General features: G+C 65.0%; 21 protein-coding genes. 11 read left to right on the top strand and 10 right to left on the bottom strand.

All coding sequences use genetic code 11. The annotated features are described in order from the left end of the window. The first annotated feature begins 29 nt into the window (after nt 1–29). The 4 genes from BM338_RS08320 (at nt 30) to BM338_RS08305 (ending at nt 4,971) form a co-directional block, all read left to right on the top strand. The gene (locus tag BM338_RS08320; RefSeq protein ID WP_090450428.1) at nt 30–2,378 is read left to right on the top strand and encodes a motility hub landmark protein FimV; all 2,349 of its coding nucleotides are present in this window, start codon (nt 30–32) and stop codon (nt 2,376–2,378) included. 169 nt (nt 2,379–2,547) lie between these two features. Further along, a complete protein-coding gene (gene truA, locus BM338_RS08315; RefSeq protein ID WP_090450427.1) occupies nt 2,548–3,315 on the top strand; it encodes a tRNA pseudouridine(38-40) synthase TruA in 768 nt (255 codons plus the stop codon). Further along, a complete protein-coding gene (locus BM338_RS08310; protein ID WP_090450426.1) occupies nt 3,312–3,929 on the top strand; it encodes a phosphoribosylanthranilate isomerase in 618 nt (205 codons plus the stop codon). Before truA ends, BM338_RS08310 begins: the two co-directional genes overlap by 4 nt. A gap of 37 nt (nt 3,930–3,966) precedes the next feature. After that, nucleotides 3,967–4,971, top strand: a complete 1,005-nt coding sequence (locus BM338_RS08305; RefSeq protein ID WP_090450425.1) for a cupin-like domain-containing protein — start codon at nt 3,967–3,969, stop codon at nt 4,969–4,971. Here BM338_RS08305 and BM338_RS08300 read toward each other — a convergent pair. After that, the gene (locus BM338_RS08300; RefSeq protein WP_090450424.1) at nt 4,962–5,879 is read right to left on the bottom strand and encodes a LysR family transcriptional regulator; all 918 of its coding nucleotides are present in this window, start codon (nt 5,877–5,879) and stop codon (nt 4,962–4,964) included. The two genes, BM338_RS08305 and BM338_RS08300, sit on opposite strands and share 10 nt — an antisense overlap. A gap of 102 nt (nt 5,880–5,981) precedes the next feature. On the opposite strand from BM338_RS08300, the gene trpB reads away from it, so the two are divergent. From trpB to accD, 3 genes are read left to right on the top strand one after another with little or no spacing between them, the layout of a single operon-like run. Further along, on the top strand, nt 5,982–7,193 hold the full coding sequence (trpB, locus tag BM338_RS08295; protein WP_090450423.1) for a tryptophan synthase subunit beta: 1,212 nt from the start codon (nt 5,982–5,984) through the stop codon (nt 7,191–7,193). After that, entirely contained in the window at nt 7,190–7,990 is an 801-nt protein-coding gene (trpA, locus tag BM338_RS08290; protein ID WP_090450422.1) for a tryptophan synthase subunit alpha, read from the top strand. The genes trpB and trpA overlap by 4 nt, the downstream gene beginning before the upstream one ends. Nucleotides 7,991–8,034: 44 nt before the next feature. Beyond that, the gene (accD, locus tag BM338_RS08285; RefSeq protein ID WP_090450421.1) at nt 8,035–8,904 is read left to right on the top strand and encodes an acetyl-CoA carboxylase, carboxyltransferase subunit beta; all 870 of its coding nucleotides are present in this window, start codon (nt 8,035–8,037) and stop codon (nt 8,902–8,904) included. Nucleotides 8,905–9,455: 551 nt separating this feature from the next. On the opposite strand, the gene BM338_RS08280 is transcribed toward accD, so the two are convergent. Next, complete coding sequence (locus BM338_RS08280; RefSeq protein ID WP_090450420.1) at nt 9,456–10,028, bottom strand: phosphatase PAP2 family protein; 573 nt, start codon at nt 10,026–10,028, stop codon at nt 9,456–9,458. Beyond that, nucleotides 9,997–11,157, bottom strand: coding sequence for a glycosyltransferase family 4 protein (locus tag BM338_RS08275; RefSeq protein WP_090450419.1), 1,161 nt, complete (start codon nt 11,155–11,157; stop codon nt 9,997–9,999). Before BM338_RS08275 ends, BM338_RS08280 begins: the two co-directional genes overlap by 32 nt. A gap of 190 nt (nt 11,158–11,347) precedes the next feature. Between BM338_RS08275 and BM338_RS08270 the strand changes: the two genes are divergently transcribed. Continuing rightward, nucleotides 11,348–11,782 carry a DUF4399 domain-containing protein gene (locus BM338_RS08270; RefSeq protein ID WP_090450418.1) on the top strand — a complete coding sequence of 145 codons (435 nt, stop codon included), beginning with the start codon at nt 11,348–11,350 and terminating at the stop codon, nt 11,780–11,782. A gap of 54 nt (nt 11,783–11,836) precedes the next feature. On the opposite strand, the gene BM338_RS08265 is transcribed toward BM338_RS08270, so the two are convergent. Continuing rightward, a complete protein-coding gene (locus BM338_RS08265) occupies nt 11,837–12,619 on the bottom strand; it encodes a transporter (RefSeq protein WP_090450417.1) in 783 nt (260 codons plus the stop codon). 32 nt (nt 12,620–12,651) lie between these two features. Here BM338_RS08265 and gltX point away from each other — a divergent pair, with 32 nt between their 5' ends. Then, entirely contained in the window at nt 12,652–14,052 is a 1,401-nt protein-coding gene (gene gltX, locus BM338_RS08260; protein WP_090450416.1) for a glutamate--tRNA ligase, read from the top strand. A gap of 11 nt (nt 14,053–14,063) precedes the next feature. Here gltX and BM338_RS08255 read toward each other — a convergent pair whose 3' ends face one another. From BM338_RS08255 to BM338_RS08235, 5 genes are all read right to left on the bottom strand, one after another. Beyond that, a complete protein-coding gene (locus BM338_RS08255; protein WP_090450415.1) occupies nt 14,064–15,539 on the bottom strand; it encodes an efflux transporter outer membrane subunit in 1,476 nt (491 codons plus the stop codon). After that, complete coding sequence (locus BM338_RS08250) at nt 15,539–18,739, bottom strand: efflux RND transporter permease subunit (protein ID WP_090450414.1); 3,201 nt, start codon at nt 18,737–18,739, stop codon at nt 15,539–15,541. The genes BM338_RS08255 and BM338_RS08250 overlap by 1 nt, the downstream gene beginning before the upstream one ends. Nucleotides 18,740–18,777: 38 nt before the next feature. Continuing rightward, on the bottom strand, nt 18,778–19,962 hold the full coding sequence (locus tag BM338_RS08245; RefSeq protein ID WP_090450413.1) for an efflux RND transporter periplasmic adaptor subunit: 1,185 nt from the start codon (nt 19,960–19,962) through the stop codon (nt 18,778–18,780). 114 nt (nt 19,963–20,076) lie between these two features. After that, entirely contained in the window at nt 20,077–21,444 is a 1,368-nt protein-coding gene (locus tag BM338_RS08240; protein WP_090450412.1) for a sensor histidine kinase, read from the bottom strand. Continuing rightward, on the bottom strand, nt 21,441–22,118 hold the full coding sequence (locus BM338_RS08235; RefSeq protein ID WP_090450411.1) for a response regulator transcription factor: 678 nt from the start codon (nt 22,116–22,118) through the stop codon (nt 21,441–21,443). Before BM338_RS08235 ends, BM338_RS08240 begins: the two co-directional genes overlap by 4 nt. A gap of 112 nt (nt 22,119–22,230) precedes the next feature. Here BM338_RS08235 and BM338_RS08230 point away from each other — a divergent pair, with 112 nt between their 5' ends. Then, entirely contained in the window at nt 22,231–22,518 is a 288-nt protein-coding gene (locus BM338_RS08230) for a hypothetical protein (protein ID WP_090450410.1), read from the top strand. Between the two features lie 28 nt (nt 22,519–22,546). After that, nucleotides 22,547–23,038 carry a transcriptional repressor gene (locus tag BM338_RS08225; RefSeq protein WP_090450409.1) on the top strand — a complete coding sequence of 164 codons (492 nt, stop codon included), beginning with the start codon at nt 22,547–22,549 and terminating at the stop codon, nt 23,036–23,038. 115 nt (nt 23,039–23,153) lie between these two features. Here BM338_RS08225 and BM338_RS08220 read toward each other — a convergent pair whose 3' ends face one another. Then, nucleotides 23,154–25,181: a TonB-dependent receptor domain-containing protein gene (locus tag BM338_RS08220; protein WP_090450408.1), complete on the bottom strand. Its 2,028-nt coding sequence runs from the start codon at nt 25,179–25,181 to the stop codon at nt 23,154–23,156. Nucleotides 25,182–25,271: the final 90 nt, after the last annotated feature.

Here is a 25,271-nt window from a genome sequence, read left to right as displayed (position 1 = left end):
CGTCACGGGGTCGTTCGGGGGAACACGCGATGAATCGTTCGTTGAAACTGTCGGTACTGCTGGCGCTTGCCGTGGGCAGTGGCCAGGCAGCCGCGCTTGAGCTGGGCCAGATCCAGGTCAAGTCGGCACTGGGTCAGCCCTTGCTGGCCGAGATACCGCTGAACCCTGAGCACCCGTCGGAACTGCAGAATCTTTCCGCCAAGCTGGCTTCCAGCGATGAATTCGCTCGCGCCGGCATCAGTGGCGGGGCACCCAATCTCCCGCTGCAGTTCAGCGTGGTTGATGGCGGCAATGGCCGCAAGTTCATTCGGATCACCAGCAGCGCGCCGGTGAACGATCCCTACCTAGATCTGCTGGTTGAAGTGGATAGCGCCAGCGGCAAGAGCGTACGCGAGTTCACCATCCTGCTCGACCCGCCGAACGCACCGGCCGCCGCGCCGGTGACCCGCGCGCCGACCCAGGCGCCGGCCACCTCGTCCAAACCTTCGCGCCGTGCCGCCGCGCCGGTTCCGGCCGCCGATGAGCAGGCCGCTGCGCCCAAACCCGCTCCCAAGCCCGTCAGGCAGGCCGCACCGGCCGCAACGCAGGCGGGTCCGGGCCAGTTCGGTCCGGTCGAGCGCGGCCAGACCTTGTCCGGTATTGCCAAGCAGACCGCGCCGGCCGGCGTCGATATCAACCAGATGCTGGTGGCGCTGAAGCAGGCCAACCCCGACGCCTTCTATCGCGACAACATCAACGCGCTGAAGAGCGGTGCAGTGCTGCGCGTGCCCTCGCGTGAAGACGCGCAGGCCATGGCCGCTGCTGCTGCGGTGGCCGAAGTGCGCCGCCAGAACAGCGACTGGCGCTCCGGCGCCGCGCGCACGCCTACCAGTGTGGCCGATGCAGGCACGCGCGCTTCCGCCTCCACCGCACCGAGCTCGGCGAAGAGCGACAACGGCGACCGCCTGGCCCTAGTGCCGTCGAAGGACGGGCAGGGCAGCGAAGCTGGCGCCGGCAAGGGCGACAAGGGCGGCAAAGGCATGGCCGGCCTGCACCAGGATCTGCTGCGTAGCCAGGAGGCCCTGGCTTCGTTGGAGCAGCAGGGCGACGAGTTGAAGTCGCGCCTCAAAGACCTGGAAGACATCAATACCAAGAACGCCAAGCTGCTCTCGCTCAAGGACAACGAAATCGCCGAGTTGCAGGGCAAGCTGTCCGAGGCCCGCAAGTCCGCCGGCAAGCCAGCTGAGCCGGTCGCCGCGGCGAAGTCTGCAGCGTCCGAAACGGCCGAGATCAAGCCGGCCGCAGCGGCCAGTGCCGCCAAGGCGGCACCGAGCGCTGAGCCGACCCTCGCGGTAACGCCGGCAGGTGCCAGCACCGCGGCGGCAGGCAACGCGCCGGCCCATGCCGGTACCGTGGTTACTGCCCCGCTGGCCAGCACACCGGTGGCCGAACCCGCCAAGCCTGCGGTGAAGCCCCCTGTGGCGAAGCCGGCACCTGCACCGGCACCGGAAGAGCCGTGGTACACGCAGACCTGGGCTCTCGCCGCTGGCGGTGGTGCCGCCGTGCTGCTGCTCCTGGGCGCTCTGCTGGGTCGCCGTCGTAAGGCCGCCCCGGCGGTCGCCGCGGCTGCCTCGTCGTCTTCGCTGGCCGACCGTTTTGGCGCGACGCCGGCGATGGGCAATATCGATCCGGACCAGGACGAGTTACTCGACCAGCTCGCCGAGCATCCGGATGACGTCGGCCTGCATCTGGAACTGGTGAGCCTCTACTACAGCCGCCGCGACGTGGACCATTTCGAGGCCGCGGCCGAAGCCATGCACGCCCATATCAGCGGTCCGGACCAGCCGGAATGGCAGGATGTGGTGCACATGGGCGAAGACCTGGTGCCGGGCCATCCGCTGTTTGCGCGTGAGGGCTTGTCGCCGCTGCCGCCGCAGAACGAGGACGAGCACGAAGCGCTCGACCATTTCGATCTGGGCCACTACGCCGGTGATGGTTCGGACATCCCGCCGATTCCGGCGGCCCCGGTGCCGTCCAAGAGCCAGAAGGTCAGCGAGTACCACTTCGACTTCGACCTTACGCCGCGCCCGCTCAACGGCAACGCAAATGCGTCGGCATCGGTCGCCGAGCCGGAACATCACGAGTCCGCCACCAGCTGGCAGTTCGCCGATCTGGAAGACGAGCGGCCAGCCGAGCCCGCACACGATCACGTTGGCGAGCATCTGCACGACACTGGCGAGTTCAGTGACGACCCGGCTGACACCAAGCTCGACCTGGCCCGCGCCTACCTCGATATGGGCGATCCGGATGGCGCGCGCGCCATGCTGGAAGAAGTCCTGCACGAAGGCAGCCAGATGCAGAAGGAAGTGGCGAAGAAGCTGTTGGAGAGCATTCGCTAAACCGCCTTCTGTTGCGTGTCGTATCGAAAGGGCCGGCCTAGCCGGCCCTTTTCGTTTGTGTAGGAGCCCACCTTGTGGGCGGCCGGTGCTCGGATCGACGGCCCAGTTCGCGCACAGGGTGCGCTCCTACTAATCTGTGTGCTTCGCTTAGCGGAACTTGCCTTTCTTCATGCGCATCGCCCTGGGTATCGAATACGACGGCACCGATTTCCTCGGCTGGCAGCGGCTGACCCATGGCGCCACCGTGCAGGGTGCGCTGGAGCGGGCACTGTCGTTCGTGGCGGCGCATCCGGTGGACGTCACTTGCGCCGGTCGTACCGACGCTGGCGTGCATGGGCGCTGCCAGGTGGTGCATTTCGATACGGAGGTTCAGCGCGATTTGCGCGGCTGGATTCTCGGCGCCTGTTCCAACTTGCCGGTCGGCGTGGCGGTGTTGTGGGCGCAGGTGGTGCCGGATGATTTCCATGCGCGCTTCTCCGCGCGCAGCCGGCGCTATCGCTACCGCATCCTCAATCGCCCGGTACGCGCCGCGCTGGATGCTCGCTACGTGACCTGGGAGCGTCATCCGCTCGACGCCGCGCGCATGCACGAGGCCGCGCAGGTGCTGATCGGCGAGCATGATTTCAGCGCCTTCCGCGCCGTGTCCTGCCAGGCCGCGCACGCGCGTCGCGCAGTGTTGGCGGTGAGCGTGCGGCGCGAAGACGAGCAGGTGATCCTGGAGATCGAAGCGAACGCCTTCCTGCATCACATGGTGCGCAACATCGTCGGCTCGCTGCTGCCGGTGGGGCGTGGCGAACAGCCGGTGGCCTGGGTGGGCGAATTGCTGGCTGGCCGCGACCGTGAAGTGGCCGGCCCGACGGCGCCGTCTTCCGGCCTGACCTTTATCGGTCCACGTTACGAAGCGCATTGGGGTCTGCCAGCGGAGGTGAGCCAGTGACGCGTATCAAATGCTGCGGCATGACCCGTATCGAGGACGCCATGCTCGCGGCGCAACTTGGCGCCGATGCCATCGGCGTGATCTTCACCGCGCGCAGCAAGCGGCGCGTGGATATTGCTCAGGCACGGGCGATCCGCGCCGCGCTCCCGCCCTTCGTCAGCACCGTGGTGTTGTTCATGGACGACGAAGCCGCGCTGGTGCGCGAAGTGATCGATGCCGTGCAGCCGGACTTACTGCAGTTCCACGGCAACGAAAGCGATGCCTGGTGCGCGCAGTTCGGGCATCGCTATCTCAAGGCGATAGCGATGGGCGATGGCGCCGCCGCATTGCCACGCCTGCATGACTATCCGGGCGCTGCCGCATTGCTGTTGGATGGGCACGGATTGGGCGAAGCGGGCGGCAGCGGCAAGGCGTTCGATTGGTCGTTGATGCCGGCGGACCTCAAGCAGCCCTTGATCCTCGCTGGCGGACTTACCGCCGATAACGTCGCCGCCGCTGTGCGTATTGCGCGGCCGTGGGCGGTGGATGTCTCCAGCGGCATCGAATCGGCGCCGGGGATCAAGGACCCCGCCAAGATGGCGGCTTTCGTGCAGGCCGTGCGCGCGGCGAGCTAGCATGCGCCATCACCACTGATCGCTCCGGATAAACGCCATGCCAGTCCCCATGGAGGAGTTCGTCGTCGATGGCCGCGACGATGTGCTCGATGCCATCGTCGGCAGCGAACGTCCTCTGGTCATGCGCGGTCTGGTGAAGCACTGGCCCATCGTGGCGGCGGCCCGCGAATCCGAATTGGCTTTTGTGGCGCGGTTGTCGGGGTTCGATAACGGCACGCCCGTCGACGCGCTGCTGATGCCGCCCGGCGAAGACGGCGTGGTGGGCTATAGCGCCGACCTGCAGAACTTCAATTTCCGGCACCAGCGCGTTTCCGTCTCGCAAGGGCTGCAGCATATGCAGCAGTTCAACCTGCAGGAGTCGCCGCCGGCGCTGGCGATGCAGAGCGCGCCGATCGCTGCGTGCCTGCCGGGCTTTTTGGCGGAGCACGCGGTGCCGTTCCTGGATCAGACCATCCAGCCGCGCATCTGGATCGGCAACAAGGTGACTACGCCGGCGCATTTCGACGAGTTCCACAACATCGCCTGCGTGGTCAGCGGCTCGCGTCGCTTCACGCTGTTTCCGCCTGAGCAGGTGCGCAATCTCTATATCGGTCCGCTGGATTTCGCGCCCACCGGCGCGGCCATCAGTGTCGCGCGGCTCGATCAACCTGACGATCCGCGTTATCCGCGCCTCAAGCTGGCATTGGAAAACGCGTTAGTGGCGGAGCTGCAACCGGGCGACGCCATCTACATGCCGCCGATGTGGTGGCATCACGTCGCTTCACTGGGCAGCATCAACGCGCTGGTGAATTACTGGTGGAAGCCGGGGCTGGGCAGTGGCCTGGTGCCGCAAACCCTGCTGGGTTGCCTGCTGCATTGCGTGCTCGGCTTCAAATCGCTGCCGCCGGCCGAGCGCAAGGCGTGGCGCGAACTGCTCGACCACTACGTGTTCAGCGATGAAGATCCAGCCGCGCATATTCCGCCGTCGCGCCGCGGTGTGCTGGGGCCGCTGGATGCGCAACAAGTCGCCAAGCTGCGCGAAACGGTGTTGCGTTACCTCTGAACGGCAAACGCCTGCCTTAGCCAGTCCGCCAGCCCCATCAGTCGCGCTGCCGGTGCGCGCGATGGCGCTACCAGCACCCATTGTGCCGCCGTGTCCTGAAACCCCCACGGTGCCAACAGGCGTCCACTGGCTAGGTCGTCGGCGACCAGTTGTTCCGGTGCGATCGCCACACCGCGTCCCGCCACGGCCGCTTCGAGCAGGTGATAGAGGTGCGGGAAGCTCTGGCCGGACGGCAGCTGCGTTGCCGGCAGGCTCTGGCCTTGGGCCCATGCCTGCCACGCCTGCGGGCGCGAGGTGGTGTGCAGTAGTGGCTGCTCGAGCAAGGTGGATGGCGCGCTGCTCAACAGCCCGTGTTGCTCGGCGAAATGCGGGCTGACCACTGGCCCGACGCGCTCACGTGCCAGCTCATGCACCTGCCATCCCGCTGGCCAGGGCGCTTCGCCGGCGAGCAGGGCGGCGTCCAGTCCGGTCAGCGCCTCATCGAACGGCAGCTCTTGCGGACGCAGATGCAAAGTGAGTCCGGGCAGCTCGGCCATCAGCCGTTCCAGCCGCGGAATCATCCAGCGCGCCAGCAGGCTGACCGGGCAGCCCAGCACCAGTGGCGTCTGCGCGGTATGGCCACGCAATTGATCGCAGGCTTCGCGTAGTTGGGTGAAGGCCGCCGCGCTGGCGTCGCGCAGGCGCTGGCCGGCCGCGGTCAGGCTGAGGCCGCGGCCCTGGCGCTGGAACAGTGGCGTGCCCAGGTCGTCTTCCAGCGCGCGGATCTGGCGGCTCACCGCGCCGTGGGTCACATGCAGTTCCTGTGCGGCGCGGCTGACACCGCCCAGACGTGCGGTGGCCTCGAAGGCGCGCAGGGCATTCAGCGAGGGCATCGGGCGGGATGTCGGATAGGTGAGTTTTTCTGACATATGGCGGCGATCTTATCGCTTTCGCCGATGCCCGTGCTGCGCTAGGGTGGCGCTCCCGTGGCGGCTGCCGCCATGTGCGTTTTCCGCAAGTGAGACAGGCTTATGACCGCGATCCAGGATTTCCATCAATGGCCCGATGAGCGCGGCCGCTTTGGCGCTTTCGGCGGCCAATTTGTCGCCGAGACCCTGATGGCGCCGCTGGCCGAGCTGACCGAGGCCTACCTGCGCCTGCGCGAAGATCCCGAGTTTCTCGCCGAGCTGGACCGCGACCTGAAGTACTACGTCGGCCGCCCCAGCCCGATCTACCACGCCGAGCGGCTGTCGAAGCATGTCGGCGGTGCGCAGATCCTGCTCAAGCGCGAGGACCTGAACCACACCGGCGCGCACAAGATCAACAACACCATCGGCCAGGCGCTGGTCGCCAAGCGCATGGGCAAGCCGCGTGTGATCGCCGAGACCGGCGCCGGCCAGCACGGCGTGGCCAGTGCGACGGTGGCGGCGCGCTTCGGCCTGAAGTGTGTGGTCTACATGGGCGCGGTGGATATCGAGCGGCAGAAGATCAACGTCTACCGCATGAAGCTGCTTGGCGCCGACGTGGTGCCGGTGACCTCCGGCTCGAAGACGCTGAAGGATGCGCTCAACGAGGCGATGCGCGACTGGGTCACCAACGTCGCCGACACCTTCTACATCATCGGCACGGTCGCCGGCCCCCATCCGTATCCGATGATGGTGCGCGACTTCAATGCCATTGTCGGCCGCGAAGCACGCGAGCAGATGTTGGCGCAGTACGGTCGTTTGCCGGATGTGCTCACCGCTTGTGTCGGCGGCGGTTCGAATGCGATCGGCCTGTTCCACGCCTTCCTCAACGACGCCAACGTGCGCATGGTCGGCGCGGAGGCAGCGGGCGAGGGCATTGCCACCGGGCATCACGCCGCGTCGCTCGCGGCGGGCCGTCCCGGCGTGCTGCACGGCAACCGCACGTATGTGCTGTGCGACGACAACGGCCAGATCACCGAGACGCATTCGGTGTCGGCCGGCCTCGACTATCCGGGTGTCGGCCCCGAGCACGCCTTCCTCAAAGATGCCGGCCGCGCCGAGTACGTCGGTGTCACCGACGACGAGGCGCTGGAGGCCTTCCATCTACTGGCACGCACCGAGGGCATCCTTGCCGCGCTGGAATCCAGCCATGCCGTAGCGCAGGCGATGAAGCTGGCGCGTGAGATGCCGAAGGATCAGCTGGTGCTGTGCAACCTGTCTGGTCGCGGCGACAAGGACGTACACACCATTGCCGCGCGCGAAGGAGTGCAGGTATGAGCCGCATCGATCAACGCTTCGCCGCGCTGAAGAACGCCGGCCGCACCGGCCTGATTCCCTTCGTCACCGCCGGCGATCCCGTGCCCGAGCACACTGTGGCGCTGATGCACGCGCTGGTGGACGCTGGCGCCGACCTGATCGAGCTGGGCGTGCCGTTCTCCGATCCGATGGCGGATGGTCCAGTGATCCAGCACGCCAGCGAGCGCGCCATCGCCAAAGGCGTCGGCCTCGACGACGTGTTGCGCTGGGTGGCCGAGTTCCGCCAGCGCGATGCGGCAACGCCGGTGGTGTTGATGGGTTACCTCAACCCGGTGGAAATCCACGGTTACAAGCGCTTCGCGCAAGAAGCGGTAAAAGCGGGCGTGGACGGCGTGCTGCTGGTCGATTGCCCGCTGGAGGAGTCCGCCGTGCTGGCGCCGCTGAAGGCCGCGGGCCTGCAGCAGATCCTGCTGGCCGCACCCACCACCGCACCCGCGCGTATGGCGCAGTTGTGCGGGATGGCGGAGGGTTTCCTGTACTATGTGTCGTTTGCCGGCATCACCGGTGCGGGGCGTTTGAGCACCTCGGATATCGCGGCCCGCGTGGCCGACATCCGGGCCCGCGCCAAGGCGCCGGTGGCAGTGGGTTTCGGCGTGCGCGATGCGCACAGTGCGAAAGCCATCGCCGGGTTTGCCGATGCGGTAGTCATCGGCAGTGCGCTGGTCGAACGGCTGGCGGGGGCGGCGCAGGCCGGCGAGATCGCCGAACGTGCGCGGGAGTTCCTGCAACCGATACGGGCCGCGCTCGACGCACACTGAAGCAGCTTCTGGCCGCTTCGGTCAGGAACGTTTGAGGTGTTGCGATGAACTGGCTGCAGAAAATCATGACCCCGCGTGCGCGCACGCAGAGCTCCAACGGCGGCAAGGGCAAGGTGCCCGAAGGCGTGTGGGAGAAGTGCGGCGGCTGCGGCACGGTGCTGTACCGGCCTGAGCTGGAACGCAACCTGATGGTCTGCCCCAAGTGTGGCTACCACCACAATATCGAGGCGCGCGCGCGCCTCGAGGCCTTTCTCGATGAAGGCTCGACGCAGGAACTGTGGGCCAGCATGGAGCCCACCGATCCGCTGAAGTTCCGCGATTCAAAGAAGTACCGCGACCGCATCGTCGCCGCGCAGAAGTCCACCGGCGAGAAAGACGCGCTGCTGGCCATGAGCGGCAAGCTCAAGGGCCGCCCGCTGATGGCGGTGGCGTTCGAGTTCGCCTACATGGGCGGCTCGATGGGCTCGGTAGTGGGCGAGAAATTCACCCGTGCCGCCGAGAAGGCGCTGGCCGACAAGAGTGCGCTGGTGTGCTTCTCCGCCACCGGCGGCGCACGCATGCAGGAAGCCCTGTTCTCGCTGATGCAGATGGCCAAGACCTCGGCCGCGCTGGCGCGCCTGCGCGATGCCGGCGTGCCGTACATCAGCGTGTTGACGCATCCCACCACCGGCGGTGTATCCGCCAGCCTGGGCATGCTGGGCGACATCAACGTTGCCGAACCGAAGGCGCTGATTGGCTTTGCCGGCCCGCGCGTGATCGAGCAAACCGTGCGCGAGACTTTGCCGGAAGGCTTCCAGCGTTCGGAGTTCCTGGTCGAGCACGGCGCCATCGATCTGATCGTGGACCGCCGCGAGATGCGCGACAAACTGGCCGAGCTGCTCGGCATTTTGATGAAGGCACCGCGCGCCGCGTAAACGCTTCGATCAAGCGATCATGATGATGCCGCCGCAAGGCGGCATCATCGTTTCCGGACTCCGCGGCAAGGTTGTCCACAGCCACTGTGGACACTGTTCGGCTAAGCCTGTGGAAAAGCACTGCAAGTGCTTGTGCTGTCGATGCTTCGCACACGCTGCGAACATTTTCGTCATCGCGCGGTAAACCGCATCGTGTTTTCCACAGCGCCTGTGGATGTCGTATGAGCAAGTCTGTGGACAAGCGCATTGCGATGCTTTGCCAACAAGCACTTGCTACGCCATGACGAAGTTTTCGCCAGCGTGTCGAACAGGGTTTTCCACAGCCACTGTGGATGTCACCGGGGTAAGCCTGTGGACAACACGCATCAGTGCCTTTGCCAACAGTGACTTGCTACGCGCTGTCGATGTTTTGCTCAACAAGCGCGCGGGAAAAGCATGGTTTTCCACAGCGATTGTGGAATGCATGCGGTGAAACCTGTGGATAGGTGCTCTATCTGTCTGATCGCAAAGACAGGAAGTACGCACTGCTTATGAAATGCGCAGCGTGATGCTCAATGCATCCAATGCGTCATCGGCATCAGCCACAACGAGAGCGCGCCGAGCGCACTGCCGATCACCGTGGCCGCGAGTACATCGCTCGGATAGTGCAGGCCAAGAATGACGCGCGACGCACCGATCAGCGTGGTGAAGGTCAGCAGCAGCGGCGCCAGCAGCGGATACCAGGCGAGTGCCACGACGGTGAAGCTCACCGCCTGCAGTGTGTGGCCGGAGGGAAAACTGAATTCGTCCAGCGGCGGCACGTGTGCGATCACACCAGGACAGGCGCGGAACGGACGTGGCCGGCGCGTCCAGCGCTTGAGCAGGCGATAAAGAAGCAGGGCGGTAAGGCCGGTGATCGCCATCTGCGCGGCGGCGAGCAGGCCGCGCCGGCCATCGAGCAGCGCCAGCGCCAGCATCAGCGAGTACCAGAACACGCCATCGCCGAGCCGGCTGACGATGCTGAAGAACAAGCCGACGGCGCGGCGCGCGCCCCAGTGATTCGCGGCGACGCAGAGCCGTCGGTCGAAAGCGAAGCGGGGACCTGCGGAAAGGTCAGGCGTGTGCAGCGGCGGCAGAGTGTTCATCGCTGTGCTCCTTAGCCAGTTCGCTCAACAGGTTTTCGAATTCGCGGATGACCGCGTCCGGTGAGAGGGTGGCGATGCTGGCCTGCGCGGCGCGACCCATATGGCGGATCAGGCTCGCGTTGCTGGCCAGTGTCGTTGCCGATTCGATAAAGGCAGCTTCGTTGCCGGCATCGATGCGATAGCCGTTGATGCCGGTGGCGAGGTGTTCGCGCGCGGCACCTTCCTCATACGCGATCACCGGCAGGCCGGCGGCCAGCGCTTCCAGGATCACATTGCCAAAGGTTTCGCTGAGGCTGGGGAAGGGGAACAGGTCGGCGCTGGCGTAGTGCCGCGCCAGCGCTTCGCCGCGCTGCATGCCGGCGAAGATGAAATCGGGGTGGGCCGCCTGCAATGCGGCGCGGGCCGGGCCGTCGCCGACCCACACATAGCGCGCCTTGGGTACTTTCTGTTGAATCGCGCGGAAGGTGCGTACCGCGAGGTCGAGGTTTTTCTCCGGCGCGATGCGGCCGACATAGAGCACTACCGGCGTGTTGCCGTCCACGTTCCAGCTGGCGCGCAAAGCCAAGTCGCGGTAGCGCGGATGGAACAATTGCGTATCCACCGCCCGGCGCAGCAGGCGCGCAGTATCCACGCCCAATGCGCTGAGTTCGCTCGCCAGGGCGTCGGTAGGCACCAGCGTCGCGGCAGCGCGGTTATGGAAGCGGCGCAGGTAGCGGCGCACTACCGGCGTGAGAAAGCCCACGCCGTAATGATTGGCATAGGCGTCAAAGCGTGTGTGGAATCCGGTCGCCGCAGGGATGCCCAGCTTGTTGGCGGCGCGTACCGCCGACCAGCCCAGGGGGCCTTCCGTGGCCACATAGATGGCGTCCGGCCGTAGACGAGTCCAGCGTTCACGCAGCGTGCGTCCGGCGGGGAGTCCGAAGCGCAGGCCGGGATAGCGCGGCAGCGAGGCACCGCGCATCTCCATCGCCACAATGCCGGGTTCGTCGGCAAACGGCTGTGCCTGGCGCGGGCGGATCAGGTCGACGGTGTGTCCGCGCGACGCGAGTCCGGCGGCAAGGCTATGCACGGTGAGTGCAACGCCGTTGATTTCTGGCGGGTATGTCTCGGTGACAATGCCGATGCGCATGGGAATACCTGTGCTGGCCCGGCGTAGGTTCCGCTGGCGGCGTTGCGGGGGCGTGGCGCGTTCATGACGCCTGCGTGACGCCTGCGTGGAACAAGTCAGGGCAGCCAAGTCCAAATCGGCGGATTTATTGGCGCTTTCTGAATGACCGTGCGCTTACACTGGCCTTTCTTGTCCCCATGGAGAACCGACGATGAAGCGCATCCTGCTCGCTCTGGCCCTGGCTACCGTGACCGGGGCGGTGTTCGCTGCCGACACTCCCACGCTGCCGGTGACCAAGTCGCCCGCCGGGGCCGAGGTCTACATCATCTCGCCCAAGGACGGCGCCACGGTGGGGCAGGAAGTCACCGTGAGCTTCGGCCTGAAAGGCATGGGCGTGGCCCCGGCCGGCGTGAAGAAGGAAGGCACCGGCCACCATCATCTGTTGATCGACGTGACGGATCTGCCGGTAGCCGGCCAGCCGATTCCGAAGGACGACACGCATGTCCACTTCGGCAACGGCCAGACCGAAACCACTGTCAAGTTGAAGCCCGGTACGCATACCTTGCAGCTGGAACTGGCCGACGAGAACCACATTCCGTTCGACCCGGCGCTGGCGTCGAAGAAGATCACCGTGCACGTGAAGTAAGTCCCTCGCGAAGCGGTCCCGCGTTGGCGGGGTCGCTTCGGATGCGCCGCATGTTCAGCGGCCGAAGAACATCGCCACGCCTACGCCGGCTTCCCACTCCGCGGCCTGTCCGCCGAGGCGGTGCCGGAACCAGGTATCGAACTGCAGATTCGTCAGCGGCTGCCAGACCAGGCCGCCGCCGGCCTGCGTGCCGTTGCGGTGATCCGCATCGCGCAGCAGGGCGGTTTCGAGATAGAAGCCCCAGTGATCGTTGAGCTGGTAGTTGTAGTCGGGCGCCAGCAGATAGTTGTCCCGCCCGCCGCTGCGCTGCCATTGCGCGAAGTAGCTGATGTCCACCTGTTCGCCGATCTTCTGGTCCGCCACCACACCTACGGTGTAGACGCGGCGGTCGCTGCGGAAATCGCGGGCGCCGTCGGTGAACTCCACGTTGCCCAGTACCCCCCAGTTCCAGATATCGCTCGACGGCGAGGGCGCCCATTTCAGGCCAAGGATGGTATCGCCATGACCATGGCTGATCTGCGACGCGCCGTCCGCGGTCTGGCGCAAGCGGTTGTAGGGCGAGCCGCCTAGCTGCAGCTCCAGCTCATCTCCCAAGCCAAACCGGAGCAGAGTGTCGTAAGTCGCCAGATCGGTAGTGACGCCGCTGTCGCGATGACGGCTCCAGTCGGGCAGGCCTTGCTCGTAGGCGAACTGGCCGGCATGCAGCGCATTCGTGGCGAAGCCGAGGCCAGGGCGGTCGAAGCCCGGAGTGTCGTCCGCCCATGCCGGAGCGGTGCCGATGAGTAGCAGAACGGCTGCAAAGGCGCGGAGCCACCGGCCAGATCGGCTAAAATCCATCGCTTCGCTCCGCATCCCTTAAGAAAACCTCGATGACCGTCCGCACTCGCTTCGCCCCCAGTCCCACCGGCTTCCTGCATATCGGCGGCGCCCGCACCGCGCTGTATTGCTGGCTGGAAGCGCGCCGCCGCGGCGGCCAGTTCGTGCTGCGCATTGAGGATACCGACCGCGAGCGTTCAACGGACGTCGCCGTGCAAGCCATTCTCGACGGCATGCAGTGGCTGGGTCTGGTGCATGACGAGGGTCCGATTTACCAGACCCACCGCCTGGAGCGCTACAAGCAGGTGGCCGACGAGCTGCTGAAGGCCGGCAAGGCCTACTACGCCTACGAGAGCAAGGAAGCGATCGAGGCAATGCGCGAGGCCGCCATGGCCAAGGGCGAGAAGCCCCGCTACAACGGCTACTACCGCGACCGCAACGAGGCGTATCGCGACGATCCGAACCGCGTGATCCGCTTCAAGAATCCTACCGAAGGCTCGGTGGTGTTCGACGATAAGGTGAAGGGCCGCGTGGAGTGGGCCAATGCCGAGCTGGACGATCTGGTGATCTTCCGCTCCGACGGCTGGCCGACCTACAACTTCGCCGTGGTGGTCGACGACATCGACATGGGCATCACCGAAGTGATCCGCGGCGATGACCACGTCAACAACACCCCGCGCCAGATCAACATCTATCACGCGCTGGGCGCGCCGGTGCCGGAGTTCGCGCACCTGCCGATGATCCTCGGTCCGGATGGGCAGAAGCTCAGCAAGCGCCACGGCGCGGTCAGCGTGATGCAGTACCGCGATGACGGCTTCCTGCCGCACGCGCTGCTCAATTACCTGGTGCGCCTCGGCTGGTCGCATGGCGACCAGGAGATTTTCTCGCCGCAGGAAATGATCCAGCTGTTCGACATCGCCGACGTCAACAAGGCAGCGTCGCGCTTCGACGTCACCAAGCTGTCCTGGCTCAACCAGCATTACCTGAAGAGCGAAGACCCGCAGTCACTGGCGCCGGAGTTCGAGTGGCATCTGCAACAGGCAGGTATCGACTACAGCAAGGGGCCGGCGCCGGCCGACGTGATCGTGGCACTGCGCGATCGCGTGCAGACGCTGAAGGAAATGACCGAGCGCGCAAAGATCTGGTACGGCCCGATCGTCGAGTGGGACGACAAGGCCGTGGCCAAGCACCTGCAGAACGACAGCGCGGTGGCTGTGCTCGAAGCGGCCAAGGTGCTGCTGGTCGACTGCGCATGGCAGCCGGAGCCGATCCATCAGGTGATCGAGCAGGTGGCCACCAAGCTGGAGCTGGGTATGGGCAAGATTGCCCAGCCGCTACGCGTGGCGATGACTGGCACGCAGGTCTCGCCGTCGATCGATCACACCATCTATCTGGCGGGGCGCGATGAGGCGATCAAGCGCATCGACGCCGCGATCACCAAAGCAAAGGGCTGACGCTCCTACCGTTATTGCGGTGGCTGCCAGCCGCCACCGAGAGCCAGCATCAGCGCCGCGGTATCGCTATACCGCGCCGCCTGCGCCTGCACGCGCGCGATGGCGGTCTGCTGGTAGGCCGTTTGTGCGTTGAGCAGGGCGAGGCCGTTGACCTGGCCTAGCTCGAGTTGTTTGCGGGTCAGATCCAAGGTCTTGCGTGCGGACGTTTCGGCTTGCATGGCGGCATCGAGCGCGCGGGCATCGGCATCCAGTGCATAGAGCGCATCGGCGACGTTCTGGAACGCAACGAGCACCGCGTCCCGATATTGCGCCATCGACTGTTGCAGTGCCGCCTCGGCAGCGCGTTGCCGGTGTTTGAGTGTGCCGAAGTCGAAGACCGTCTCGGCCACGTTGCCGGTCAAGCCCCAGAACTTGTTGCCGCTCGCGAACATGTCGCTGAAGTGCGTGGAGCTGCCGCCGTACAACGCAGAGATGGAGAACTGTGGCAGGCGATTGGCCAGCGCCACACCTACCTGTGCGCTTGCGGCCTGAACCTGGGCTTCGGCGGCACGCACATCCGGGCGCTGTTCGACCAGTTGGGACGGCAACGTCACCGGAATGATCCGGGGCAGCTGAAAGCGGGCCAGATCGAAAGGCGCTTCGTTGCCCTGCGAAGGCAGCTTGCCGGTAAGTACGGCGATCAGATTGCGCGTCTGTTCGAGCTGTTTCTGCAACGGGGGCAGCGCCTGCCTGGCCTGCGCCAATGCCGTTTCCTGCGCGGCTACATCAAGACCCGAGGCATAGCCCAGGGCAGCCTGCTTGCGCAGGATCGCCAGCGAACGCGTGTCGGCGTCGATGATGTCCGTCGTCGCGTCGATCTGCGCGCGCAACGCGCCTTCCTGGATGGCGGCTGCGATGACGTTCGAAGCCAGAGTCTGGTACGCCGCTTCGAGCTGGAACTGTTGGCTCTCTGCCTGTGCAGACAGTGATTCGACGGTGCGGCGATTGAGCCCGAAGACGTCCGGCACATACGAAATGTTGAGCTGGGCCGTATGCAGCGTGTAGAGCGCCTGGCCAGAAGTGAGCGTCGGCGAGATCGTGCCGACGGCATTCTTCTGGCGGGTGGCTGAATAGTCGAGCTGGACGGTAGGCAAATACGCGCCGCGCTGCGCCGCCACGTTTTCCTGCGCCTGCCGCAATGCGGCTTGCGCGCTTTCGATGGACGGGTTGTGCGCAAACGCTTCATGCACCAGCGCGTCGAGCTGGGGCGAGCCGAATGCGCTCCACCATTCGCGCGCGATTTTCTCGCTGGGCTGAAGCTGCTGTTCGTCGTGGCTGGCGCCCGCTGTGCCGACTGTTTGCGGCAGCGGTTGACGGGTATAGCTGTCCGTCGATGGCAGAGGGGGGCGATGGTAATCGGGTCCTACCGCGCAGCCTGTGCAGATCAGGGCGGAGGCCATCAGCGACAGCTGGAGGTGCTTTGTGCGGGATGTCTTGGACCAAGCCATCACAGGCCTCCCGCCTCGGTGGGGCGATGAGCGCGACGATGCTTACGCCCTTGCGACCATTCCACCACTAGCACCTGCAATGCCGGTGCGACGATCAACAACATGATTGGCCCAAGCAACATGCCGCCTACCACGACGGTCGCCAGGGGACGCTGTACCTGGCTGCCGATACCAGTGGACAGCGCCGCAGGCAACAGGCCGATGCATGCAGACAACGCAGTCATCAGCATGGGGCGCATGCGTTGTTCGGCGGCAAGGTACATCGCTTCCAAGGGCGATTTACCCTCGAAGACCAGATGATTGAAGTAGGTGATCACGAGGATGCCGTTCATCACCGACACGCCGAACAGCGAGACGAAACCAATCGCGGCCGAGACGCTCAGGTTCAGGCCCGACAGATACAAGGCGATGATGCCGCCGGCAATCGAGAACGGAATCGCCGCCAGAGTCAGCAGACTGTCGCGGAACGAATTGAACAGCGTGAACAGCAGCGCCAGGATCAGGCCGATGGCGATCGGCAGCACGATGGCGAGGCGATCCTTGGCCTGCTGCATATCCTCGAACTCGCCGGCCCAGACCAGGTGATAGCCATTTGGCAGCGTGACGTGCTGGGCGATGCGCTGCTGTGCTTCGGCCACCGTGCCGCCCAGGTCGCGGCCGCGCACGCTGAATTTCACTGGGATAAAGCGCTCATTGCGCTCGTGGTAGATATAGGAGGCACCGGTGTCGAGGGTGATGCTTGCCAGTTCGCGCAGCGGGACGTATGCCGTCGCGCCGCCCGGTGTGGCGTAGCCGACCTTGATATTGCCGATCGCCTGCAGGTCGGAGCGATAGGCGGGTGCCAGCCGTACCACTAGCGAGAACTGGCGATCGCCCTCGAGTACGGTGGTGGCCTGCGTGCCGCCGGCTGCCGCCTGTACCGCGCTGTTGATATCGCCCGTGTTGAGGCCATAGCGCGCGGCTCTGGCGCGATCGATGGTGATGTTGAGGTTGGGCTGGCCCAGCACATGGAATGCATCGAGGTCTTCCACGCCCTTGACCTGACGCATCTCATGCAACACCTGATCGGCCAGTTTTTCCAATATCGGCAGTTCGGGGCCGACGATCTTCACCGAGTTGGCGCCTTTGACGCCGGACAGACCTTCCTCGATGTTGTCCTGGATGTACTGCGAGAAATTGAATTCGATGCCGGGGAATTCGTTGCTGAACTCCTGCTGCAACTTCTTCACCAGCTTGTCCTTGGTTTCGCCGCGCGGCCACTCGCTGATCGGTTTTAGCGGAACGAACAGCTCCGCGTTATAGAAACCCGAGGCATCGCTGCCGTCGTCGGGACGGCCATGCTGCGACACGACGGTGATCACTTCCGCATGCGTCTTGATGATCTGGCGCATGCGGTTGACCTTGCCCATGCCGGCTTCCAGTGAAATGGTGGCTGGCAAGGTGGCACGGATCCACAGGTTGCCTTCCTCCAGCGCGGGCAGGAACTCGGTGCCGATGCGAGGTAGCAGCAGGCCGGCCAGTAACAGGAAGCCCACGCCGATCAGCACCGTGAGCTTGCGCCGCTGCAACGCCCAATGCAGCACTGGCGAGTAGACCCGGCGGATCGATCGCACGAACAGCGTTTCGGTTTCCTTGATGTGCTTGGGAAGAAGCAACGAGGCCAGCACGGGCGTCACCGTGAAGGTGGCAATCAGCGCACCGGTGAGCGCATAAGCGTAAGTGCGCGCCATCGGATTGAAGATCTGGCCTTCGACGCCCTGCATGGTGAACAGCGGGATGAAGGCGGCAACCGTGATCGCAGAGGAGAACAGCACCGCACGATCTACCTGTGTGGTGCTGATGAACAACAAGCGCATGCGCTCGGTCCAGCCATGGGCTGCGCGCCCTTTGGCGTACATCGCGAACTCACTTTGCGCCTGCTCATGCAACAACTCTTGCCGTTCTTCCTTGTTCTTCTGGAAGTTTCGGAAAATGTTCTCAATCAGGATCACCGCCGAGTCGACGATGATGCCGAAATCCACGGCGCCCACCGATAGCAGATTGGCTGAGTCGCCCAGCAATACCAGGATGATGATGCTGAAGAAAAGCGCCACCGGAATGTTGGCGCTCACGATGATCGCGCTGCGCAGATCACCCAGGAATATCCACTGGATGAAGAACACCAGTAAACACCCGAAGAGCAGGTTGTGCAGCACCGTATGCGTGGTGACATTCACCAGGGTGGAGCGATCGTAGATGGGGGCCAGCTTCACACCGGCGGGAAGGGTGCCGTCGCTGTTGAGTTTCGCTACTTCGGCCTTGACGCGCGCGAGCACCTCATTGGTCTGCAGCGTGCGGTTCATCACCACGATGCCAGTCACCACGTCGTTCTGATCGTCGCGTCCGGCCTTCCCCAGGCGCGGCACGTTGCCGATGGAGATCTTTGCGACGTCCTTCACCAGTACTGGCGTGCCATTGTTTTGCGACAGCACGATGTTGCCGACGTCGCCGATGTCCTTGATCAGACCCACACCGCGAATGTTCACTGATTGCTGGCCGATATTGATGGTGCGACCGCCCACGTTGGTGTTGGCGTTGCCGATGGCGGCGATCAACTGAGGCAGGGTTACACCGTAGCCTTCCAGTTTGCTCAGGTCAGCGTTGACGTCGTATTCCTTGGTGGTGCCGCCCCAGGTCACCACCTGGGCGACGCCGGGTACTGACAGCAATCGGCGGGTCACCACCCAGTCCTGCAAGGTGCGCAGGTTGGTCAGGCCGTAGTGCGGCGGCCCCACCAGCTGATAACGCAGGATTTCGCCCACCAGGCTGGAAGCCTGGATTTGTGGCTGCACACCGCCGGGCAAACTCACGTTCTGCTGCAGGTTCAACGCCGCCTGTGTATAGGCCTGGTAGTAGTCGACACCGTATTTGAAGGTGACGCGCACGAAAGACAGGCCGTAGAACGAGGTGGAGCGAATGTTGTCGACGCCCGGCGTGGTGGCCAGGCCGACTTCCATCGGGCGTGTGTACGAGCGCTCCATTTCCTCCGCGGACAGGCCGGGCGATTGCGCGGTGATTTCGAGGATCACCGGCGCCGGGTTTGGATAGGCCTCGATATTGAGCTTGGCATACGCCACCAGTCCGGCAACGACAAAGGATGCCAGGGCCATGATCACGATGGACCAGCGGGTGAGCGCGAACGCGACGATGCCTCTGAGCACGATCTGGCCTTTTGGTTTCTATCCGTTGACTGGCGGCGTTACTGCGACTGCAACGCCAGGGCATTGCTGAGGAACAGCGCGCCATCGCCGGCGACGCGTTCGCCGGCTGCGAGGCCTTCGGTGATCTGGTCGAAACCGTCTTGCTGCAGCCCGAGCTTCACTGGCCGCCGCGTGAAGCGTCGTCCATCCCCGGTGGTGTAGACGGTCAGCGTGCCGTCGCCTTCGCGCACGACGGCGTTGGCGGGCACGGCCACCGAATGCTGTGGTTCGCCGGTCAGGATCACAAAGGTCGCCAGCATCTGCGGGCGCAGTTCGTGGCGCGGATCGGCGATGGCCGAGCGCACCTGCACGCGATGGGTAGCCGGGTCCACGCTGCTGCCGACCACGTCGATCACGCCATGCACTAAGTGCCCCGGCAGCGCGTTGACGCTGACGTTCACCGTCTGGCCGGGGTGCAGCACCATGGCATCGTCTTCCGCGACGTTGGCGATCATCCAGAGCTTGTCGATGTCGGCCACGGTGAACGGCGCCGCGGAGCTGCCGGGCTGCACGAAGTCGCCGGGGGCCACGGTGCGTGCGGTGACGCGCCCGGCCATGGGGCTGAGTACGCGCAGTACGCCATCCACTTTGCGTGCGGCCACGATGCGATCGATTTCGGCATCCGTTACACCCTGCATGCGCAGCACGTTACGCGCCGAGCGATAGCTGCCTTCGGCCGCCTGTTGATCGGAGATGGCCTGCTCGACGTCTTTCTGCGCGCTGGCTTGCACGTCGAGCATCTGGCGCGCGCGAGCGAGCGTGCGCGTGGTGAGTTCGCGTTGTCCGGCGGCGGCGATCAGGCCGGACTCTGCCTGCGCCAGATCGGGACTGTCGATGGTAAACAGCAGCTGGCCCTTGGCCACGCTATCGCCAAGCTTTGCCTGCACCTGGCGCACGCGTCCCTGGTATGCCGGGAAGACCTGGGCCAGCTGGTCCAGGTTGAAGTCGATATAGCCGACGGCGTCGCGGCGCTGTTCGAAGTTGCGCCATTGCGCCGGCTCCACCGTGACGTGCTGCGCCTGCTGGTCGTTGATGGTGACGCTGTCGTTCGCGGCCGGCGTGGTTTGCGCGGCATGGTCGGCGGGATCCTTACTGCAGCCGGCCAGCATGGCTGCGCCGAGGCACAGACCCAGGGCACGCCGCATGGCGGCGCGTCGCGACGGCGAACCGTAAATCTTCTGCATGCGCACTCCATGGTCGGGAATCGGCACGGGCATGCAGCGCGGCCCGATGCCCGGCCGCCACCTTAGTGGCCGGTTCTGGCAGGCAACAGTTACGGTTTGGAAAGGTTGCGCAATTCAGCTGCGCGGCAGCGCAATGACCACCCGCAGCCCTGGGCGGGCGTCTTCCAGAGCGAGCGTGCCATGGTGCAGGGCGACCACGGCGGCCACGATGGAAAGCCCCAGGCCGTTGCCACGCAGATGGCGGCTGGCGTCGAGGCGGAAGAAGCGTTCGGTGGCGCGCTCGATGGCATGGGGCGGAATGCCAGGGCCGTTGTCGGTCACTTCGATATGGACGTGATCCTGGTTGCCGCGAACAGCAACCTGCACGCTGGCGCCGTGGCCGGCGTACTTGAGTGCGTTGTCGAGCAGGTTGGCCATGATGCTGGCGAGCAGATCGCGGTCGGCAGAGACGGTGGGTTCGCCATCGATGCTCAGCGACAAGTTCATGCCTTCGTTCTCGGCGGCTGGCTGATACAGCTCCACGATATCGCCGACGACTTCGCGCAGCGGCAGCACATCGAAGCGCTGGCGGCGCAGGCCGGATTCGGCCTCGGCGATCTGCAGCAGTTTGTCGAACAGCGTGATCAGCGTATCGATTTCGTCGATGGCGTATTGCGCGCTGCCCTGCAGGCGATCCAGCGGATGTTGCGAGCGCAGGGCATCTTCCAGTGCAGCACGGATACGCCCCAGCGGTGTGCGCAGGTCGTGCGCGATGGCGTTGGAGACGTTGCGGGCGGTATCCATCAGGCGCTCGATCTCGTCGAGCATTCGGTTGACGTCGTTGGCCACTACGGCGAACTCATCGCGCGAGCGGCCCACGGCAATGCGGCGATCGAGCTGGCCGGCGGCGACTTCGCTGGTGGTGCGATGGATCGCCTGGAGCTGGCGTTGCAGTTGCGCGCGAAACAGCAGCGCGCCGCCGGCGGCCAGCACCAATGCGATCAGGCCGCCGGCGGCGAGCGCGGTAAGGATCATGCGTTCCAGGTCGCGTTGATCCTGCAGGTCGCGGCCGACCACCAGCACGGCACCGTCGGGAAAACGGTGGATCAGCAGGCGGGCGAGCGTGTCGCGTCCGAGGCGCCGGACATGGCGTTCCACGCGCGCATCGCTTTCGCCCACGGGCCAGGTCCAGGCCGTGAGGTTGCCGACCAGCTGTCGGCCGTCCGCGGCGGTGAGCTGGTAGATCTCGGTGTTCACATCCTGATCGTCGGTGAGCAGGGTATGCACTTCCTGCTGCAGCGCGGCGATGCCCTGGTGGTCGTGCAGTTGGATCAGGCGCCGCGAGGTGAGCGACAGTTGCTTGTCGATATTGCGCGCCAGCAGTCCGGCAGTGCCGACATAGAAAATGGCAGACACCACGCCGACCGAAAGCAGCAACAGCAGTCCGTAGCCCGCCGCCATGCGGAACACGACGGAATGGCGGAAGCCGGCCAGCATACTCATGGCGCCTGCAGGGTGTAGCCCACGCCGCGCACGGTCTGGATCAGCGCAGTGGGGAAATCTTTGTCGACCTTGTTGCGCAGGCGACTCATCTGCACGTCGATGACATTGGTCTCCGGGTCGAAGTGATAGCCCCACACCGCGGCGAGCAGCATCTTGCGCGTCACCACCTTGCCCTGGTGCCGAGCCAGGTATTCCAGCAGCTGGTATTCGCGCGGCTGCAGCGCGATCGGCTGCTGCCCGCGAAAGACACGGCGACTGCGCGTATCGAGGCGCAGGTCGCCCACGATGAGTTGATCCAGGTCGCCGTGGCGGGCGGCGCGACGGGTCAGCGCTTCGATCCGCGCCAGCAGTTCGTCGAACGCGAATGGCTTGCTCAGATAGTCGTCGCCGCCGGCGCGCAACCCGCGCACGCGCTCATCGAGACTCGACAAGGCGCTGAGCACGATCACTGGCGTATCGATGCCATGGCTGCGCACCGCTGAGAGGATGTCGAGCCCGTCGATATCGCCGGGCAGCAGGCGGTCGAGCACGATCACTTCCCACGGGCCGGCAGTAGCCTGTTGCAGGCCGCTGGCGCCGTCGCGGCAGGTTTCCACCTCGTAGCCGCTGCGCTCCAGCCCGTGGCAGATCAGTTCCGAGGTGGTGAGGTCATCCTCGATCAACAGACAACGCATGGGCGGCGGCTCGACTGGGTGAAAGCATGGTGTGGTGGTCGGGAAGCTTGCATCATGCAGGGCAGCGACGTACACATCATGCGCCGTATCCTGATTGTCTAGCGAGGCGCGCTTGGACGAGTTACTGAGCAAGGCTACCCAGGGCGTTGACCTCGACGCACCGGATGCGTTCTGGCACATCTTCTGGAACCTGATGGCGCTGGTGCCGTGGGCGGCGATGTTGTGGTGGAGCCTGTTGTTCCTGGTGGTCGGCGCGGTGCTGGGGTGGTGGCGCGGGCGCCTGTGGGAAGGGGTGGTATGGGCCGCCGTGCTGGGGCCGATCGGCTGGATAGTGATCCTCACGCGTCCTCGGCCGGTATCGCGTGCACAACCGCCACCACTGCCACCCAGAGGGCGTTAGCCGCCGGGGGTGTATTATCGGCATCGAGGTGACCCCCGTGAGCCAGACCGCTACCGACAAAACGCATGAGCATCATCATCACGACGACGCCAAGGGCTTCGTGCGTGCGGTGGAGCATGCCAGCGAAGAGCGCGGCCTGCGCCTGACGCCGCTGCGCAAGGAAGTGCTTGAGCTGGTGGCTGCCGCCGGCAAGCCGGTGAAGGCGTACGACCTGCTCGACCATCTGCGCGAGCGCCATGGCAACGCGGCGCCGCCCACGGTGTACCGCGCGCTGGATTTCCTGCTCGAACACGGCTTCATCCACAAGCTGGAATCGATCAACGCCTTTGTGTCCTGCCATCACCCGGCCGAGGCGCATCAGGTGCCGTTCCTGATCTGCGACGTCTGTTCCAGCGCGCAGGAAGTATGCGACGAGCGCGTGGCCGAGCTGATCGAGGCGCAGGCCAAGGCTTTCGGCTTCCGCCCGCAGGCGCAGACGCTGGAAGTGCACGGGATCTGCAAGAACTGCCGCAAGGGGTGAAGGTTTCGTTGCACGGGATAAAGACGCGGGGCGCGATGTCATGCATCGCGCCCCGCTTGTTTCGGCCCCGATCGGGGGGAGGGAGTAAGTCTCGGGGCCGAGAACGCTGGAACGATCAGAAGAACGCGCGCACGCCCACCGACACGCTGCGGCCCGGCATCAGCACGCTGTCCTTGAACAGCGAGGTGGCGAGGCGGGCCTTGCGGTTGGTCAGGTTGCTGCCGTCGAGGAAGGCTTCCCACTGGCTGCGCTCGCCGTTGTGGAAAGTCCATGCCGCATGCGCATTAACCAAGGTGTAGCCGGCGGTGCGTGTTTCGAATTCGGCGGTTTTGTTCTGCGCGAGGTACTTCACCGCACCGATGCTGGCGCGTAGATCGTTGCGGCTCCAGCTCAATTGGCTGCCAAGGCGGCCGGCGGGAATGCGCGGCAGGTTGCCGCCGTCGTCGGAGAGTGAGGCGCGCACGGTGTCGCCATAGACGCGCAGATCCCATGCGCCGCTGGTGTTCTTTGCCAGATGAAAAGTGGCCTCGGCTTCGGCGCCGCGGAACTTCGCATTGCGCTGCGACCACCGGCGCAGCGGCATGCCGTCTTCGACGTCGCCGGTGTCGGCGAGATAGATGAAGTCGTTGTATCGGTTTGCGTAAACGGCGGCTTTGCCTTCGACAAAATCGCCGTGGTGGTGCAGGGCGAGTTCGGCCTGGTTGGCGGTTTCCTTTTTGAGATTGGGGTTGCCGATCTCGAAGCTGTTGGAAGCGGCGTGCGGGCCATGCGAGAAGAGTTCTTCTTCGGCGGGTGCGCGCTGCGCACGATCCAGGTTCAGGCTCAGGTGCCACTGTTCGGCGAAACGCCAGGAGGCGCCGGCGGAGAAGCTGGACGGAGAGAAGCGGCGGCGTGCCTGATCGTTCGGCGTCACGGTTTGCCTATCCGTACGCGCGCCCAGTTCGAGTTTGATCGGGCCGAAGTGGCGTTGCTCCGTGAGGAATGCACCCCAGGCCTTGGTGGTGGTGGCCGGCACGAAGGTCTCTTCGCCGATCGCAGCGAAATCGCGATGGATGTATTGCACGCCGAACGCACCTTCCCAGCCGGCGAGTGGCTCGTGGGTGAACAGCAGACGTCCTTCGTTGGCCTTGGTGGTGAAGGTGGTGGCGGGATGCTCACCTTCGTATTCGACATGCTGGTAGTCGTTGTGGCCGAAGCTCACTTCGGCCTTGGCGATGCCGGGCAGCGGCTGGTTGAAACCGCCTTTGAGGTCGTAGCGCGTCTGCGCCAGCTTGATGGTCGCGGGTTCGGAGCCGTGGTCGTGACCGTGATCATGGTCGCCATGATCTTCCTCGCCCGGTTCGGCAGGGCTGCCGTACTTGTCCATGTAGCGCGACACTGACATGCCGAGGTAACCCCAATCGCCCAGCAGCGAGGCGCCGACCGCGCCGGAGGTCGTCTTCACCTGGCTGTTGGCCTGGGTACCGCCGGGGATGTCATAGCTGCCGTCATCGCGGCGCATGCCATCCACATGCAAGGCGAACTGCTGGTTGCCGGCGTCGGCGCGGAACAGGCCGGTCTTACCCTGCGTGCCCGAGTCGTAGCGGCCTTCGGCGCGACCGCTGAAACCGTTCTGTGGTGCGCTCATCGGAATGCGGCCATCGACCACATTCACTACGCCGCCGATGGCACCGGAACCATAGAGCAAGGTGGAGGGGCCTTTCAGCACTTCGATCTGGTCGGCCAGGAACGGCTCGACGGAGGTGGCGTGGTCCTGGCTGATGTTGGAGACGTCCTGCGCACCCATGCCGTTTTCCAGCACGGCCACACGCGGGCCATCCATGCCGCGGATGACCGGGCGGCCCACGGCCTTGCCGAGACCGGTGGTCTGCACGCCAGGGATGCCTGACACGGTTTCACCCAGGGTGCCGGCTTTGGCCTCGTCCAGTGCGGAACCTGCCAGCACCGCGACCGGGGCCACGATCTGGTCCGCCTGTTGGTTGAGCGGCACGGCGTTCACGGTGATCGCGTCCAGATTCTTGGCCTTGTGGCTTTCCTTATCAGTGGAGGCATCGGCCAGGGCTTCGGCATCGGCGGCCTGCAGCGGCAGGGCGGTGGCGCTGAGACTGGCGGCCAGGGCGAGGGCGATCACGGACTTACGCATCAGGGGACAACTCCTTGGGGTGGATTCTTGTTACGTTATAAAGTAACATTGCTTGCCAGTGCTAAGGCAAGAAGTCACGCTTCGTGTTCC

This window comes from Dyella sp. OK004, assembly GCF_900114495.1.
Lineage (GTDB): Bacteria > Pseudomonadota > Gammaproteobacteria > Xanthomonadales > Rhodanobacteraceae > Dyella_D.
Note: the sequence above shows the minus strand (reverse complement) of the source record. Positions and strands in the feature narration are given on the sequence as shown.